The 17,515-nt window shown below is 50.0% G+C and carries 13 protein-coding genes and 1 pseudogene; 9 read left to right on the top strand and 5 right to left on the bottom strand.

The window, feature by feature from the left end; translation table 11 throughout:
- Positions 1 to 141: 141 nt before the first annotated feature.
- From lolA to ACE15A_RS14555, 6 genes are all read left to right on the top strand, one after another.
- A complete protein-coding gene (gene lolA, locus ACE15A_RS14580) occupies positions 142 to 753 on the top strand; it encodes an outer membrane lipoprotein chaperone LolA (protein ID WP_023183251.1) in 612 nt (203 codons plus the stop codon).
- Between the two features lie 9 nt (positions 754 to 762).
- Entirely contained in the window at positions 763 to 2,106 is a 1,344-nt protein-coding gene (gene rarA / locus ACE15A_RS14575; protein WP_000067785.1) for a replication-associated recombination protein RarA, read from the top strand.
- Between the two features lie 258 nt (positions 2,107 to 2,364).
- The gene (gene serS / locus ACE15A_RS14570) at positions 2,365 to 3,657 is read left to right on the top strand and encodes a serine--tRNA ligase (protein WP_023248443.1); all 1,293 of its coding nucleotides are present in this window, start codon (positions 2,365 to 2,367) and stop codon (positions 3,655 to 3,657) included.
- A 234-nt stretch (positions 3,658 to 3,891) separates the two neighbouring features.
- Positions 3,892 to 6,336, top strand: coding sequence for a dimethylsulfoxide reductase subunit A (gene dmsA / locus ACE15A_RS14565; protein ID WP_064055876.1), 2,445 nt, complete (start codon positions 3,892 to 3,894; stop codon positions 6,334 to 6,336).
- A gap of 10 nt (positions 6,337 to 6,346) precedes the next feature.
- Positions 6,347 to 6,964: a dimethylsulfoxide reductase iron-sulfur subunit DmsB gene (gene dmsB, locus ACE15A_RS14560; protein ID WP_000213069.1), complete on the top strand. Its 618-nt coding sequence runs from the start codon at positions 6,347 to 6,349 to the stop codon at positions 6,962 to 6,964.
- Between the two features lies 1 nt (position 6,965).
- Positions 6,966 to 7,829 carry a dimethyl sulfoxide reductase anchor subunit family protein gene (locus ACE15A_RS14555; RefSeq protein ID WP_023247073.1) on the top strand — a complete coding sequence of 288 codons (864 nt, stop codon included), beginning with the start codon at positions 6,966 to 6,968 and terminating at the stop codon, positions 7,827 to 7,829.
- Between the two features lie 54 nt (positions 7,830 to 7,883).
- Here the strand turns inward: ACE15A_RS14555 and ycaC are convergent, their stop codons facing one another.
- A complete protein-coding gene (ycaC, locus tag ACE15A_RS14550) occupies positions 7,884 to 8,510 on the bottom strand; it encodes an isochorismate family cysteine hydrolase YcaC (protein ID WP_053509607.1) in 627 nt (208 codons plus the stop codon).
- A gap of 311 nt (positions 8,511 to 8,821) precedes the next feature.
- Between ycaC and ACE15A_RS14545 the strand changes: the two genes are divergently transcribed.
- Complete coding sequence (locus ACE15A_RS14545) at positions 8,822 to 9,970, top strand: MFS transporter (protein WP_000109276.1); 1,149 nt, start codon at positions 8,822 to 8,824, stop codon at positions 9,968 to 9,970.
- Positions 9,971 to 10,187: 217 nt separating this feature from the next.
- The gene (locus ACE15A_RS14540) at positions 10,188 to 11,609 is read left to right on the top strand and encodes an APC family permease (RefSeq protein ID WP_023247071.1); all 1,422 of its coding nucleotides are present in this window, start codon (positions 10,188 to 10,190) and stop codon (positions 11,607 to 11,609) included.
- Positions 11,610 to 11,748: 139 nt separating this feature from the next.
- On the opposite strand, the gene pflA is transcribed toward ACE15A_RS14540, so the two are convergent.
- Both pflA and ACE15A_RS14530 read right to left on the bottom strand, forming a co-directional pair.
- On the bottom strand, positions 11,749 to 12,546 hold the full coding sequence (gene pflA / locus ACE15A_RS14535; RefSeq protein WP_023247070.1) for a pyruvate formate lyase 1-activating protein: 798 nt from the start codon (positions 12,544 to 12,546) through the stop codon (positions 11,749 to 11,751).
- A 118-nt stretch (positions 12,547 to 12,664) separates the two neighbouring features.
- Positions 12,665 to 13,001: pseudogene (locus ACE15A_RS14530) on the bottom strand (cytoplasmic protein).
- 131 nt (positions 13,002 to 13,132) lie between these two features.
- Between ACE15A_RS14530 and sopD2 the strand changes: the two are divergent.
- Positions 13,133 to 14,092 carry a type III secretion system effector SopD2 gene (gene sopD2 / locus ACE15A_RS14525; protein WP_053509610.1) on the top strand — a complete coding sequence of 320 codons (960 nt, stop codon included), beginning with the start codon at positions 13,133 to 13,135 and terminating at the stop codon, positions 14,090 to 14,092.
- A gap of 72 nt (positions 14,093 to 14,164) precedes the next feature.
- Here the strand turns inward: sopD2 and pflB are convergent, their stop codons facing one another.
- Both pflB and focA read right to left on the bottom strand, forming a co-directional pair.
- Positions 14,165 to 16,447: a formate C-acetyltransferase gene (pflB, locus tag ACE15A_RS14520; protein ID WP_053509612.1), complete on the bottom strand. Its 2,283-nt coding sequence runs from the start codon at positions 16,445 to 16,447 to the stop codon at positions 14,165 to 14,167.
- Between the two features lie 57 nt (positions 16,448 to 16,504).
- The gene (gene focA, locus ACE15A_RS14515; protein ID WP_023247067.1) at positions 16,505 to 17,362 is read right to left on the bottom strand and encodes a formate transporter FocA; all 858 of its coding nucleotides are present in this window, start codon (positions 17,360 to 17,362) and stop codon (positions 16,505 to 16,507) included.
- Between the last annotated feature and the right edge of the window lie 153 nt (positions 17,363 to 17,515).

Below are 17,515 nucleotides of genomic sequence, written 5' to 3'. Positions count from 1 at the left end.
CCTGTAAGCCGGATGGCGCCGTTCAGGCTGCCATCCGGTAACAAAATTCAGTATTTTCTTCTTTCCTCATGCTGATTTTTGGCCTGGAATAGAAAGCAAAAGGCGCTCCTGGTCGGGAGTGTCGAAACTTGAGGAATAATGATGAAAAAAATGGCAATCGCCTGTGCATTACTTTCAAGCGTTGTAGCCAGCAGCGTATGGGCTGACGCCGCCAGCTCTCTGAAAAGCCGTCTGGATAAAGTGAGCAGCTTTCACGCCAGCTTTACTCAAAAAGTCACCGATGGCAGCGGCGCTGCGGTGCAGGAGGGGCAAGGTGATTTATGGGTTAAGCGGCCAAATTTATTCAACTGGCATATGACGCAACCCGACGAGAGTATTCTGGTTTCTGACGGCAAAACGTTATGGTTCTATAACCCGTTTGTAGAACAGGCTACCGCCACGTGGTTGAAAGATGCCACCGGAAATACACCGTTTATGCTAATTGCCCGCAACCAGGCCAGCGACTGGCAGCAGTATAATATTAAGCAGGATGGCGATAATTTTGTGCTGACGCCGAAAGCCAGCAACGGCAATCTGAAACAGTTCACCATCAATGTGGGACGCGACGGGACTATCCATCAGTTTAGCGCCATAGAACAAGACGATCAGCGTAGCGCCTATCAGTTAAAATCCCAGCAAAACGGCGCTGTTGATCCATCAAAATTTACGTTTACTCCGCCGCAAGGGGTAACGATAGACGACCAACGTAAGTAGAGGCGATGAGTGAGCAATCTGTCGCTCGATTTTTCTGATAATACCTTTCAACCGCTGGCCGCGCGGATGCGGCCGGAAAATTTAGCGCAGTATATCGGCCAGCAGCATTTGCTGGCCGCAGGTAAACCGTTGCCTCGCGCTATTGAGGCCGGACATCTGCACTCTATGATTTTATGGGGGCCGCCAGGCACGGGAAAAACCACGCTCGCCGAAGTGATCGCCCGCTACGCCAGCGCTGATGTCGAGCGTATTTCCGCTGTTACTTCCGGGGTGAAAGAGATCCGTGAAGCTATCGAGCGTGCCCGCCAGAATCGTAATGCCGGACGCCGTACCATCCTGTTTGTCGATGAAGTGCATCGCTTTAACAAAAGCCAGCAGGACGCCTTTTTACCGCATATCGAAGATGGCACTATCACCTTTATCGGCGCGACCACGGAAAACCCCTCTTTTGAACTGAACTCGGCGCTATTGTCGCGAGCGCGGGTCTATCTGCTGAAATCATTGACCACCGACGATATTGAGCAAGTGCTGGACCAGGCGATGCAGGACAAAACGCGTGGTTACGGCGATCAGGATATCGTGTTACCGGATGAGACACGGCGAGCGATTGCTGAGCTGGTCAATGGCGACGCGCGACGCGCCTTAAATACGCTGGAAATGATGGCCGATATGGCGGAGGCGGATGACAGCGGTAAACGGGTTTTATTACCCGCCTTATTGACCGAGATCGCCGGCGAGCGCAGCGCGCGTTTTGATAACAAAGGCGATCGTTTCTACGATCTTATTTCCGCCTTACATAAATCAGTGCGCGGTAGCGCGCCGGATGCTGCCCTCTATTGGTATGCCCGAATTATTACCGCAGGAGGCGATCCGCTGTACGTGGCGCGTCGCTGTCTGGCTATCGCCTCGGAAGATGTTGGTAATGCCGATCCGCGCGCGATGCAGGTCGCCATTGCCGCCTGGGATTGTTTCACTCGCGTTGGCCCGGCTGAAGGCGAAAGGGCGATCGCGCAGGCTATCGTTTATCTCGCCTGCGCGCCGAAGAGCAACGCCGTCTATACCGCCTTTAAGGCTGCGCTGGCCGACGCGCGCGAACGTCCTGATTATGACGTTCCTGTCCATCTGCGTAATGCGCCAACCAAACTGATGAAAGAGATGGGCTATGGCCAGGAGTACCGCTATGCCCACGATGAGCCCAATGCTTATGCTGCGGGTGAAGTGTACTTCCCGCCGGAAATCGCGCAAACGCGCTATTATCATCCGACAAATCGTGGTCTGGAAGGCAAGATTGGCGAAAAGCTCGCCTGGCTGGCTGAACAGGATCAAAATAGCCCCACAAAACGCTACCGCTAGGGTAAACGTTGCGGTAAGGTTATCTCTAAATATGATGCTCCAGGTATCATGGCGTTGATGATGAATCTCGTTATGCCTGATAGCGCGTTGCTTATGAGGTCCGCGGGTATGGCGCAATGGATGCGTTATTGCTGTTGTCGGTCAGATAAGGCGAAAACGTCGCCATCAAATAAACGGGTTTTACGTTCATCAATATAATCAGATGCGATCATCAATTGATCGCGTTTCCTTTTATTATTCGATAAGCACAGGATAAGCATGCTCGATCCCAATCTGCTGCGTAATGAGCCAGACGCAGTCGCTGAAAAACTGGCACGCCGGGGCTTTAAGCTGGATGTAGATAAGCTGCGCGCTCTTGAAGAGCGTCGTAAAGTTTTGCAGGTCAACACGGAAAACCTGCAGGCAGAGCGTAATTCTCGATCGAAATCCATCGGCCAGGCGAAAGCGCGCGGGGAAGATATTGAGCCTTTACGCCGGGAAGTGAATAAACTGGGCGAAGAGCTGGATGCGGCGAAAGCCGAGCTGGATTCCTTGCTGGCGGAGATCCGCGATATCGCGCTAACCATTCCAAATCTGCCTGCGGATGAAGTGCCGGTAGGCAAAGATGAAAACGACAACGTTGAAGTCAGCCGCTGGGGTACGCCGCGTGAGTTTGATTTTGAAATCCGCGATCACGTCACCTTAGGGGAAATGCACTCCGGCCTCGACTTTGCCGCTGCGGTTAAGCTGACCGGCTCCCGTTTTGTGGTGATGAAAGGACAGATTGCGCGTATGCATCGCGCATTGTCGCAGTTCATGTTGGATCTGCATACGGAACAGCACGGCTATAGCGAAAACTACGTGCCGTATCTGGTTAACCACGACACGCTGTATGGCACCGGTCAATTGCCGAAATTCGCAGGCGACCTGTTCCATACTCGCCCGCTGGAAGAAGAAGCAGACAGCAGCAACTATGCTTTGATCCCGACGGCGGAGGTTCCGCTGACCAACCTGGTACGCGATGAAATCATCGACGAAGATCAGTTGCCGATTAAAATGACGGCGCATACGCCCTGTTTCCGCTCTGAAGCGGGTTCTTATGGTCGTGATACCCGTGGTCTGATTCGTATGCATCAGTTTGACAAAGTTGAGATGGTGCAGATCGTTCGCCCGGAAGATTCCATGGCGGCGCTGGAAGAGATGACCGGCCACGCGGAAAAAGTGCTCCAGCTACTGGGACTGCCGTACCGTAAAATCATCCTGTGCACCGGTGATATGGGCTTCGGCGCCTGCAAAACCTATGACCTCGAAGTCTGGGTTCCGGCGCAGAATACCTACCGCGAGATCTCTTCTTGCTCTAACATCTGGGACTTCCAGGCGCGTCGTATGCAGGCACGCTGTCGCAGTAAGTCCGACAAAAAGACCCGCCTGGTCCATACCCTGAATGGTTCTGGTCTGGCGGTAGGCCGTACCCTGGTAGCCGTGATGGAAAACTATCAGCAGGCTGATGGTCGCATTGAAGTGCCGGAAGTATTACGTCCGTACATGAACGGACTGGAATATATCGGCTAATCCTCGCTTTCTCCTCTCCTAAAAGGCGCCTTCGGGCGCTTTTTTTATGCCAGTTTGATACCGGACAATAATCCCTACTCTATTAGGGGTAATACTGATTTCGAATGAAGGTCAGTTTTTAACGCTATTTTTCTACTTTTTCGATATATATCAGACTTTATAACGGTGTCATCGCTATATAAAAATCTATACATCGACTTATTGTTTTTATTGTGAGCAGCAGAGTGAGCCCTTATGAAAACTAAGATCCCTGATGCCGTGCTGGCAGCCGAGGTGAGCCGTCGTGGTTTAGTCAAAACCACTGCGATAGGCGGCCTGGCGATGGCCAGTAGCGCATTTACCCTGCCATTTACCCGCATCGCTAACGCCGCAGAGGCGATAAGCCCGGCGAAAACGGGCGAGAAAGTCGTCTGGAGCGCCTGTACGGTAAACTGCGGCAGCCGTTGTCCGCTACGTATGCATGTTATGGATGGCGAAATCAAATATGTAGAAACAGATAATACCGGAAACGATGATTACGATGGTCTGCACCAGGTTCGCGCCTGCCTGCGTGGTCGTTCTATGCGTCGTCGCGTCTATAACCCGGATCGGCTCAAGTATCCGATGAAGCGCGTCGGCGCGCGCGGCGAAGGTAAATTTGAGCGTATTAGCTGGGACGAAGCCTACGATATCATTGCCACCAATATGCAGCGTCTTATCAAAGAGTATGGCAACGAGTCCATTTATCTGAACTATGGCACGGGAACTCTGGGCGGTACGCTGACACGTTCATGGCCGCCGGGAAAAACGCTGGTCGCCCGTCTGATGAACTGCTGCGGCGGTTATCTCAACCATTACGGCGATTACTCTTCCGCGCAAATCGCAGCGGGTCTGAACTACACCTATGGCGGCTGGGCGGATGGCAATAGTCCATCCGACATTGAAAACAGTAAGCTGGTGGTGTTGTTTGGCAATAATCCAGGCGAAACCCGCATGAGCGGGGGCGGTGTAACGTATTATCTTGAACAGGCGCGGCAGAAATCAAACGCGCGGATGATCATTATCGATCCCCGTTACACCGACACCGGCGCCGGTCGTGAAGATGAGTGGATTCCGATTCGCCCAGGTACCGATGCGGCGCTGGTCAATGGCCTGGCATATGTATTAATTACCGAGAACATGGTCGATCAGCCGTTCCTGGATAAATATTGCGTCGGTTATGACGAAAAAACCTTGCCTGCCAGCGCGCCGAAAAACGGCCACTATAAAGCCTATATTCTGGGCCAGGGTAAAGACGGTGTCGCGAAGACGCCGGAGTGGGCGGCGCAAATTACCGGTATCCCGGCGGATCGCATTATTAAGCTGGCGCGAGAAATCGGCAGCGCTAAACCCGCCTATATTTGCCAGGGGTGGGGACCACAGCGTCACGCTAATGGAGAAATCGCCACGCGCGCCATCTCGATGCTGGCGATCCTGACGGGTAATGTTGGGATTAACGGCGGTAACAGCGGCGCGCGCGAAGGGTCTTATGACCTGCCATTTGAACGTATGCCCACGTTGGAAAACCCGGTTGAAACCAGCATCTCCATGTTTATGTGGACCGATGCCATTGAGCGCGGCCCGGAAATGACGGCGCTGCGTGATGGCGTGCGGGGTAAAGATAAGCTGGATGTGCCGATCAAAATGATCTGGAACTATGCTGGCAACTGTCTGATTAACCAGCACTCTGAGATTAACCGCACCCACGAAATCTTACAGGATGACAAGAAGTGCGAAATGATCGTCGTTATCGACTGTCATATGACCTCGTCGGCAAAATACGCCGATATTCTGTTACCGGATTGCACCGCTTCTGAGCAGATGGACTTTGCGCTGGATGCCTCCTGCGGGAACATGTCTTACGTTATCTTCACTGACCAGGCGATTAAACCGCGCTTCGAGTGTAAAACGATTTATGAGATGACCAGCGAACTGGCGAAACGTCTTGGCGTGGAGCAACAGTTTACCGAAGGACGGACGCAAGAAGAGTGGATGCGTCATCTGTACGAACAGTCGCGTAAATCCATTCCGAATCTGCCCACCTTTGAGGAGTTCCGTAAGCAAGGCATCTTCAAACAGCGCGACCCCGAAGGCCACCATGTTGCCTATAAAGACTTCCGCGAAGATCCGCAGGCGAATCCACTTACAACGCCATCGGGCAAGATTGAAATCTATTCACAGGCGTTGGCGGATATCGCCGCCACCTGGGAGTTGCCGGAAGGCGACGTGATCGATCCATTACCGATCTACACGCCAGGTTTTGAAAACTATAACGATCCGCTAACGGATAAATTCCCGTTGCAGTTGACGGGCTTCCACTATAAAGCGCGTGTTCATTCCACTTATGGCAACGTAGACGTCCTGAAAGCTGCCTGTCGCCAGGAAATGTGGATTAACCCAATGGACGCGCAGAAACGCGGTATCAAAAATGGCGATAAAGTCCGCATCTTCAACGATCGCGGCGAAGTACATATCGAGGCTAAAGTGACGCCGCGCATGATGCCGGGCGTGGTCGCCCTGGGAGAAGGCGCATGGTACGACCCGGATGCAAAACGCGTGGATCAGGGCGGATGTATTAACGTACTGACGACCCAACGTCCTTCTCCGCTGGCGAAGGGGAACCCGTCACATACGAACCTTGTTCAGGTTGAAAAGGCGTAAGGAGTAACCGATGACAACCCAGTATGGATTTTTTATTGATTCCAGCCGTTGCACCGGTTGCAAAACCTGCGAACTGGCCTGCAAGGACTACAAAGATTTGACGCCGGATGTCAGCTTCCGCCGCATTTATGAGTATGCGGGCGGCGACTGGCAGGAAGATAACGGCGTCTGGCACCAGAACGTCTTTGCCTATTATCTCTCCATTTCGTGCAACCACTGCGAAGACCCGGCCTGTACCAAAGTCTGCCCGAGCGGCGCGATGCACAAGCGCGATGACGGTTTTGTGGTGGTGAACGAAGAGGTCTGTATCGGCTGCCGCTACTGCCACATGGCCTGCCCGTACGGCGCGCCGCAGTACAACGCGGCCAAAGGTCATATGACCAAGTGCGACGGCTGTTATGACCGGGTGGCGGAAGGCAAGAAACCGATTTGCGTGGAATCCTGCCCGCTGCGGGCGCTGGATTTCGGCCCGATAGACGAACTGCGTAAAAAACACGGTGAGCTGGCCGCCGTTGCGCCGTTGCCGCGCGCGCACTTCACGAAGCCGAATATTGTGATAAAACCCAACGCCAACAGCCGCCCGACCGGGGACACCACCGGTTATCTGGCCAATCCGAAGGAGGTATAAGATGGGAAGTGGATGGCATGAATGGCCGTTGATGATCTTCACGGTCTTTGGTCAGTGCGTGGCTGGTGGTTTTATTGTTCTGGCCCTGGCGCTGATGAAAGGCGATCTGCGCGCGGAAACGCAGCAGCGGGTAATCGCCTGTATGTTTGGTCTGTGGGTGCTGATGGGGATTGGCTTTATCGCCTCGATGTTGCATCTGGGTTCGCCGATGCGCGCCTTTAACTCGCTTAACCGCGTGGGCGCTTCCGCACTGAGCAATGAAATTGCCAGCGGCTCGGTGTTTTTTGCGATCGGCGGGATTGGCTGGCTGCTGGCGGTACTGAAAAAGCTGCCGTCGGCCTTGCGTGTACTCTGGCTGGTTATCACGATGGTACTGGGCGTCGTCTTCGTCTGGATGATGGTACGCGTGTATAACAGCATCGATACAGTACCGACATGGTATAGCATCTGGACGCCGCTAGGCTTCTTCCTGACGCTCTTTATGGGGGGGCCGCTGCTGGGTTATCTACTGCTGCGTATCGCGGGCGTGAATGGTTGGGCGATGCGCCTGTTGCCTGCGGTTTCGGTGCTGGCGCTGGTGGTCAGCGCTATTATGGCGGCCATGCAGGGCGCGGAACTGGCGACGATTCACAGTTCCATTCAGCAGGCGTCTGCGCTGGTGCCGGATTATGGTTCGCTGATGGCATGGCGTATGGTGCTGCTGGCGGCGGCGCTGTGCTGCTGGATTGTGCCGCAGTTAAAAGGGTATCAACCTGCGGTACCGTTGCTCTCTGTCGCCTTCATTCTGATGCTGGCGGGGGAATTGATTGGCCGCGGCGTATTCTATGGTCTGCATATGACTGTGGGCATGGCAGTAGCCAGTTAACATACTGCTTTTTATCCGGCAGTGGAGTAAAATCGGGGCTTTCGCCCCGGTTTTCTATTTCTGTTTCGTCAACGTATCATAGCTGGTCATCAAATTGCGATAATCCGGTATGTGATTGGAAAACAGCGTAGCCAGGCCTGTAATATCGTTTCGCCAGTCCCGGTGTAATTCACATGCGATGCCAAACCACGTCATCAACTGAGCGCCAGCCTGAGACATACGATCCCACGCGGAGTGGCGGGTAATTTCATTAAATGTGCCCGAAGCATCGGTCACAACAAAGACCTCAAAACCCTCCTCAATGGCCGACAGCGCGGGAAATGCCACGCATACCTCGGTGACGACGCCCGCAATAATTAATTGCTTTTTGCCGGTTGCTTTGACGGCAGTGACGAAATCTTCATTATCCCAGGCATTAATATTCCCGGGGCGTGCGATATAAGGGGCATCCGGAAACTGTGTTTTTAACTCCGGAACCAGCGGCCCGTTGGGCCCGGTTTCAAAACTGGTGGTCAAAATGGTTGGCAGGTTAAAGTATTTTGCTAAATCGCCGAGGGCGAGCACATTATTCTTAAATTTATCCGGTTCGATATCCCGAACCAACGAAAGTAAACCCGCCTGATGATCAACCAGTAGCACGGCGGCATTATTTTTATCGAGACGAACATAAGGTCTGGCCATTATCTTCTCCATTGGAAGGGGAGTGGGGTAACAAAAGCCTTGCGATGCAGTCCTCCTCTGAAAGCATAGACCGGAAAAATGCGTCTGCAGGAACCATGAAATTTTTCGACTGAGCGAAACGCCGCTTTTGTGGGTTAGATCAATAAAAACAAGGAGATGAATTTTTAACCGTTCAATATATTCACGTTCAGAATCAGTAAATCAAATCGATAGTCTCAAAACTTGCGGATCGCCCATGCGGAGCCGATTGACAATGTTTTTGGCGGTGGCATGATGCGCATGAAATTTGAACTTCCTCACGGTTTTTATTCATGTCCACCTATACCCGTCCCGTCATGCTTTTGCTGTGCGGGCTACTTTTGTTGACTCTGGCCATTGCGGTACTGAATACGCTTGTTCCGTTGTGGCTTGCCCAGGCAAACCTTCCTACCTGGCAGGTGGGGATGGTCAGCTCGTCTTATTTTACCGGCAATCTGGTCGGGACATTATTTACCGGGTATTTAATTAAACGCATTGGGTTTAACCGTAGCTATTATCTTGCCTCGTTGATCTTCGCCGCAGGTTGTGTCGGATTGGGCGTGATGGTGGGGTTCTGGAGCTGGATGAGCTGGCGTTTTATTGCCGGCATCGGCTGTGCCATGATTTGGGTTGTTGTCGAAAGCGCGTTGATGTGCAGCGGAACCTCGCATAATCGCGGGCGCCTGCTTGCCGCCTATATGATGGTCTATTACGTGGGGACCTTTCTTGGACAATTACTGGTCAGTAAAGTGTCTGGTGAATTGCTGCACGTCCTTCCCTGGGTTACGGGTATGATTCTGGCGGGAATTCTACCGCTACTCTTTACCCGGATTGTAAATCAGCAAACGGAGGCGCGTCATTCCACTTCTATTAGCGCCATGCTGAAGCTACGCCAGGCGCGTCTTGGCGTGAATGGTTGTATTATTTCCGGCATTGTTCTTGGTTCATTATATGGCCTGATGCCGTTATATCTGAAGCATCAGGGGATGGCTAACGCCAGCATCGGTTTCTGGATGGCGGTGCTGGTTAGCGCCGGTATTTTGGGGCAATGGCCAATGGGACGTCTGGCGGACAAATTTGGTCGCTTGCTGGTGTTACGCGTACAGGTATTCGTTGTAATACTCGGCAGTATCGCCATGTTAACCCAGGCGGCGATGGCGCCGGCTCTGTTTATTCTGGGGGCGGCGGGTTTTACGCTTTATCCCGTCGCAATGGCCTGGGCCTGTGAAAAAGTCGAACACCACCAGCTTGTGGCAATGAACCAGGCGCTGTTGTTAAGTTATACGGTAGGAAGCCTGTTAGGGCCGTCTTTTACTGCGATGTTAATGCAGAATTATTCAGATAATCTGCTGTTTATTATGATCGCCAGCGTATCGTTTATTTATCTGCTGATGCTGTTACGTAACGCCGGTCAGACGCCCAATCCTGTCGCCCACATCTAACTGTTCTCTGAATCGTATGCAGGACGTGAGTCTTGCATACTCTTTATTTATGTTTTATGTAGAATAATTGACCTGCATAATTTTCTTGCTTTGCTGAAAAATAAAATGTGCCGAAGGTTATAATTTTGCGTTCCTCTATTTTCTCTTCCCGTCTTTACCGCGCATAATTCCCCGCTTCATTTATAGTAATAACATTGTGTTCACGAAGGATCGCGTTATGCCGAATGTGCAGGAAAAACAGTTGCGATGGTACAACATTGCCTTGATGTCGTTTATTACCGTTTGGGGATTCGGCAATGTTGTCAATAACTATGCTAACCAGGGGTTAGTGGTTGTCTTCTCCTGGGTGTTTATTTTTGCGCTCTATTTTATTCCTTATGCCTTGATCGTGGGCCAACTGGGCTCAACCTTCAAAGAGGGAAAAGGGGGCGTCAGTACCTGGATTAAGCATACGATGGGGCCGGGGCTGGCTTACCTTGCGGCATGGACCTATTGGGTGGTGCATATTCCCTACCTGGCGCAAAAGCCGCAGGCGATACTCATTGCTCTGGGATGGGCGTTAAAAGGCGACGGCTCGTTGATAAAAGAGTATACCGTCGTTGCCTTGCAGGGGCTGACGCTGGCATTGTTTGTTTTCTTTATGTGGGTTGCTTCCCGGGGGATGAAATCGCTAAAGGTTGTTGGGTCTGTGGCCGGGATTGCCATGTTTATCATGTCAATTTTATACGTTGTGATGGCAGTGACCGCGCCGGCCATTACAAACGTTGAAATTGCGACCGCTAACATCACCTGGCAGTCATTTATTCCCCATATCGATTTTACCTATATCACCACCATATCTATGTTGGTCTTTGCGGTTGGCGGGGCGGAGAAGATCTCACCTTACGTCAACCAGACGCGGAACCCAGGAAAAGAGTTTCCGAAAGGGATGCTCTTTTTAGCCGTCATGGTTGCGGTCTGCGCTATCCTCGGTTCGTTGGCGATGGGAATGATGTTTGACTCCCGGCATATACCTGACGATTTAATGACCAATGGGCAGTATTATGCGTTCCAGAAATTGGGTGAGTATTACCATATGGGTAATACATTAATGGTGATTTATGCTATTGCCAATACTCTGGGTCAAATCGCCGCGCTGGTGTTTTCTATTGATGCACCACTGAAAGTATTGCTGGGTGACGCAGACAGTAAATATATCCCGCAGCGCTTATGTCGAACTAACGCTTCAGGTACGCCAGTTAACGGTTATTTGCTGACATTAGTGTTGGTCGCTATCTTGATTATGTTGCCAACACTTGGCATCGGCGATATGAACAACCTGTACAAATGGCTGCTTAATCTCAACTCTGTCGTTATGCCGCTGCGCTATCTGTGGGTATTTGTCGCCTTTATTGCCGTCATTCGACTGGCGCAAAAGTACAAACCCGAATATGTGTTTATTCGCAACCGGGCGTTGGCGTTAACCGTGGGGATTTGGTGTTTTTCCTTCACTGCGTTTGCCTGCCTTACCGGTATTTTCCCCAAAATGGAGGCGTTCACGCCGGAGTGGATATTCCAGCTTACGTTGAATATTGTGACGCCTTTTGTGCTGGTCGGGTTGGGTTTAATTTTCCCGTTACTGGCGCGTAGACACGCATAACGATACGCTTTTCCACGGCGCTCCTGTTATATGAGCGCCTTTTAAGGTCACTGGTGTTTTCGCGGTAAGAGCGTTATCCAGATAGCAAAACGGCTACCGTTATAGGTAGCCGTTTAAAAGCGGATAAGACAGTTGTCGATTAATACATCACTTTATGACCATACTGCTCAAGGATGCCTTTTACGCGCTCCATGGTCTCTTTCTTCGGCGGCTTCACGCCATCCAGCTTATATTCTTCGCCCATTGCCACCCATTTATGTTTGCCCAGCTCATGATAGGGCAGCAGTTCGATTTTTTCGACATTGCCCATATCGCGGGTAAACTCGCCCAGGCGATGCGCGGAATCATCGTCGTCAGACCAGCCGGGAACCACAACGTAACGGATCCAGACCTTCACATTTTTCTTTGATAAGTACTGAGCGAATTCCAGCGTCCGGTGGTTGGATACGCCAACCAGATTCTGGTGGATCTCATCATTCATTTGTTTGAGATCGAGCATCACCAGATCGGTAACGTCCAGTAGTTCATCAATCACCGGGTCATAACGGCGCACAAAGCCGTTGGTGTCGAGACAGGTATGGATACCTTCTTTTTTACAGGCACGAAACCAGTCGCGCACAAATTCTGCCTGCAAAATGGCTTCGCCGCCGGATGCCGTCACACCGCCGCCGGATGCGTTCATAAAGTGACGATAGGTCACTACCTCTTTCATTAAGTCTTCAACAGTAACTTCTTTACCGCCGTGCGTATCCCATGTGTCGCGATTATGACAATACAGGCAGCGCATCAGGCAGCCCTGGAAAAAGGTAATAAAGCGGATGCCCGGGCCATCAACAGTGCCACAGGATTCAAAGGAGTGAATGCGACCAATAACCGGCTTTTCATCAGCAGTTACTGCAACATTTTCTTTTGTAATACAATTGGTTAAGTTACTCATATCGCTTCGGCTAGCTCTAAATAACGTGGGGTTTATGGACACATTCCGGGCATGTTGAGCACCCTGGTAAGGGGGTTGCATCCTGTAAAAAAGCGGTACTGCGAGCGTAAATTTTGGACTACAGAATGTGTGGCTGTTCCAGAATGTACTGCAATGGCGCTATTTTACCTCTATTCAGTATAAAATATACGGCAAATCTATGCTGCATAACTTGCACTGCCAGAAATTCTGGTTCATTAACCCGCTCTGAACCTCTGTTTAACGCCTGAACCGCAATACATACTGCAAGCGTATCATCCATAGCGTGCTGGTTTTGCTGTTTATGACCCGCCTCTTTTTTCGAATGGTTGGCGCCGTTTTGTCCTGGTCAGAACGAAAATAATTCTCAACATAATTCAGATGCGTCCAAAGAACGCTATGCCTGTCCAGCGCCTGGCGTCGCATTCAACATGCAATCAGGTCTAAATCTGATGTTATTTCTAAAGCCGGAGTGATTCAATCTCTTAAAATAGAGTGTGGCTTTAATCAAAAAATGAGAGCAACGGATTGAATTTTGCTTTCGCGGTAAATAATCAAAGGAGTTATTATGCCAGTTACGTTAAGTTTTGGTAATCATCATAACTATGAAATTAATGCTTCACGGCTAGCCCATTTGATGAGTTCTGACAAAGAAGAAGCGCTATATATGGGGGTATGGGATAGATTTAAGGACAACTTCAGGACACAAAAAAAACAAGAGGCACTGGAGGCATTATATACACTCATCCATGGATGTAGACGTGAAAATCAAGCTGAACTTAATGTTGATACAGACGGCATGGATAAGATACATGCCTTTGTACAATTAAAAAAATATACTAATCCATCTCAACAAGACCGCTTTGTTATGCGTTTTGATCTGAGTCAGACACAAGTTTTATTTGAGATTGATGGCAAGGTTATTGAGAAATGTAATTTGTATCGTCTCCTCAATGTTTCAGAAAACTGTATTTTTAAAGTGATGGAAGAAGATGAAGAAGAGTTGTTTTTTAAAATATGTATTAAGTATGGAGAAAAAATTTCTCTCTATCCAGACTTATTACAAAACTTTGCTTTTAAACTTAGACAGGAAGTTAATGAGGATGATGAAATTAAGGATGAAGTTTATAAGCTTATGCGGTCTGGAGAAGATCGAAAAATGGCATGTGTTGAATGGAATGGTACGCTTACTGAGGATGAGATGGATAAACTACGCTGTCTTCAAATGGGGTCTTTTGAGATTTCTACCCAATTTTTTAAAATAGGTTACTGGGAATTAGAGGGGGAAGTCCTGTTTGATATGTTTCATCCAACACTTATCTATCTGCTACAAGGATATACACCGTCATTGTCATGTGATTTTACAGAAGCTAACACCATGCTGTTATCTGATGCATTAAATAAGGATGATGATGATTATCACAATAATAAAAGAGAAATTGATTCTATTCTGGAAAAAATATATAGATCACATAATAACACTTTATTTATAAGTAAAAATTCTGGTTGTCGTAATATGCTTTTATAAAAAATTAAAAAGGCCCCACTGACATGGAGCCTTTTTTGTACGCTTTTTATGGCGTAATTTCAGTCAAACCCATTACATGGTCTGCGTGAAGGTACGAGTAATAACGTCCTGCTGCTGTTCTTTCGTCAGGGAGTTAAAACGTACTGCGTAACCAGATACACGGATGGTCAGTTGCGGATATTTTTCCGGATGTTCCATCGCGTCCAGCAGCATTTCACGGTTCATGACGTTCACGTTCAGATGTTGACCGCCTTCAATGGACGCTTCGTGGTGGAAGTAACCATCCATCAGGCCAGCCAGGTTAGTCTTACGAACTTCGTCGTCTTTACCCAGTGCGTTTGGAACGATAGAGAAGGTGTAAGAGATACCATCTTTAGCGTAAGCAAACGGCAGTTTAGCAACGGAAGTCAGAGAGGCGACAGCACCTTTCTGGTCACGACCGTGCATCGGGTTAGCACCTGGTCCGAACGGCGCGCCAGCGCGACGACCATCCGGGGTGTTACCGGTTTTCTTACCATACACAACGTTAGAAGTGATGGTCAGAACAGACTGCGTCGGGATAGCGCCACGGTAGGTGGTCAGTTTCTGAATTTTCTTCATGAAACGTTCTACCAGGTCAACCGCCATGTCATCTACACGAGCGTCGTTGTTACCAAACTGCGGGTATTCGCCTTCGATTTCGAAGTCGATAGCCAGACCATCTTCGTCACGAATCGGTTTAACTTTCGCATATTTGATGGCAGACAGGGAGTCAGCAGCAACGGACAGACCTGCGATACCACACGCCATGGTACGGATAACGTCACGGTCGTGCAGCGCCATCAGAGAGGCTTCGTAGCTGTACTTGTCGTGCATGTAGTGGATAACGTTCAGCGCAGTGACGTACTGTTTAGCCAGCCAGTCCATGAAGTGATCCATACGTTCCATCACTTCGTCGAAGTTCAGAACGTCGCCTTTGATCGGCTCGGATTTCGGACCCACCTGCATTTTCAGTTTTTCATCAACGCCGCCGTTGATAGCGTACAGCATGGTTTTCGCCAGGTTTGCACGCGCGCCGAAGAACTGCATTTGTTTACCAACGATCATCGGGCTTACGCAGCACGCGATAGCGTAGTCATCGTTGTTGAAGTCCGGACGCATCAAGTCATCGTTCTCATACTGCAGAGAAGAGGTGTCGATGGATACTTTAGCGGCGAATTTCTTGAAGTTCAGCGGCAGTTTTTCAGACCACAGTACAGTGATGTTCGGCTCCGGAGACGGCCCCATAGTGTACAGGGTGTTCAGGAAGCGGAAGCTGTTTTTGGTGACCAGAGTACGACCGTCAACGCCCATACCACCGATAGATTCGGTTGCCCAAATTGGGTCGCCGGAGAACAGTTCATCGTATTCAGGGGTACGCAGGAAGCGAACCATACGCAGTTTCATGACCAGGTGGTCAATCATTTCCTGAGCGTCTTGCTCGGTGATTTTGCCTGCTTTCAGGTCACGTTCGATATACGCATCCAGGAAGGTGGATACGCGACCGAAGGACATTGCCGCGCCGTTCTGAGATTTAACCGCAGCCAGGTAGCCAAAGTAAGTCCACTGGATCGCTTCCTGAGCGTTAGTCGCCGGACCAGAGATATCGCAGCCGTATTTAGCCGCCATTTCTTTGATCTGACCCAGAGCACGGTGCTGTTCAGCGATTTCTTCACGCAGACGGATAGTCGCTTCCAGATTTACGCCGTTTTCCAGATCGGATTGCAGAGACGTAAACTGCGCGAATTTGTCTTTCATCAGGTAGTCGATACCGTACAGCGCTACGCGGCGGTAGTCACCGATGATACGACCACGGCCATACGCATCCGGCAGACCGGTCAGAACGCCGGATTTACGGCAACGCAGGATGTCCGGAGTATAAACGTCGAATACGCCCTGGTTGTGGGTCTTACGGTATTCAGTGAAGATTTTTTTGATAGTCGGGTCCAGCTCGCGATTGTACGCTTTGCAGGAACCTTCAACCATTTTGATGCCGCCGAACGGGATAATCGCACGTTTCAGCGGAGCTTCAGTTTGCAGACCAACAATTTTTTCCAACGCTTTGTTGATGTAACCAGCGTCGTGAGAAGTGATGGTAGAAGCAACAGAGGTGTCAAAGTCAACAGGCGCATGAGTGCGGTTTTCCTGTTTAACGCCTTCCATTACGCTGTCCCACAGAGTGGTAGTGGCTTCAGTAGCGCCAGCGAGGAAGGATTCGTCACCCTCATAGGGAGTGTAGTTTTTCTGGATGAAGTCACGGACGTTTACTTCATTCTGCCAGTCACCTTTGGTAAAACCTTCCCAGGCTGTGGCTAACTTTTCATTAAGCTCGGACATGTAACACCTACCTTCTTAAGTGGATTTTTTATTTACTGCGTATAGCGAACATCACGATTAATGATGATCGTTACCACGCAGGTAAATGACCCAGTATGTCAACCCAACCAGCAAACCGCCGCCGATAATGTTACCGATCGTGACCGGAATCAGGTTATCAGTGATGAAGCTCATCACGGTCAGGTGAGAAAAACTTTCCGGAGATGAACCGACCGCGGTCCAAAACTCCGGTGTAGCGAAATCGCGTATTACAATACCCATAGGGATCATAAACATGTTTGCGATACTGTGCTCAAAACCGCTGGCGACAAACATGGCGACGGGCAGTACCATGATGAACGCTTTGTCCATCAGGCTGCGACCTGAATAGCTCATCCACACGGCCAGACAAACCATCAGGTTCGCCAGAATACCGAGGCAGACAGCTTCAATAAAAGTGTGGTGCATTTTGTGGTCGGCGGTTTGCAGGACGTTCAGTCCCCACTGACCGTTGGCAGTCATATACTCGCCGGAAAGCCACATCAGTAACACGAAAAGCAGAGCGCCAATCAGGTTACCAAAATAGACGTTTAACCAGTTTTTAGCCAGTTGCCCCCAGGTGATGCGACCGCTGGCTTTAGCCACAACGATCAGAACGGTGGAGGTGAAAAGATCAGCGCCGCAGATAACACAGAGAATCAGTCCCAAAGAGAAACAGATACCCCCGATAAGTTTTGCCATGCCATAAGGCATCGCGCCAGTACCGGTTGTCGCAGTAATATAAAAAACAAAGGCAATTGAAATGAATACACCGGCGGTAATCGCCAGATAGAAAGTCTTAAGCGGATGTTTCGTTGCTTTATAGACGCCTGCTTCTTCAGCCACTTTGGCCATTGCTGCAGGGAGTAAAAGGTCAAAAGGGTTGTCAGCTTTCACACTAACTCTCTCTTTATTAAGTCGGCGACGAGATACTAACAAAGCATTATAGATGAGAATTTGATATAGATCATATCTCGCCTGGCTTATAGGCCCGTAAGACGCATGGTTTTTATGCAATTACGGTGTAACTTTTTGATTATCCAAATAAAA

This window comes from Salmonella sp. HY31, from assembly GCF_042604575.1.
Classification (GTDB): domain Bacteria; phylum Pseudomonadota; class Gammaproteobacteria; order Enterobacterales; family Enterobacteriaceae; genus Salmonella; species Salmonella diarizonae.
This window is presented reverse-complemented; position numbering and strand designations above follow the sequence as displayed.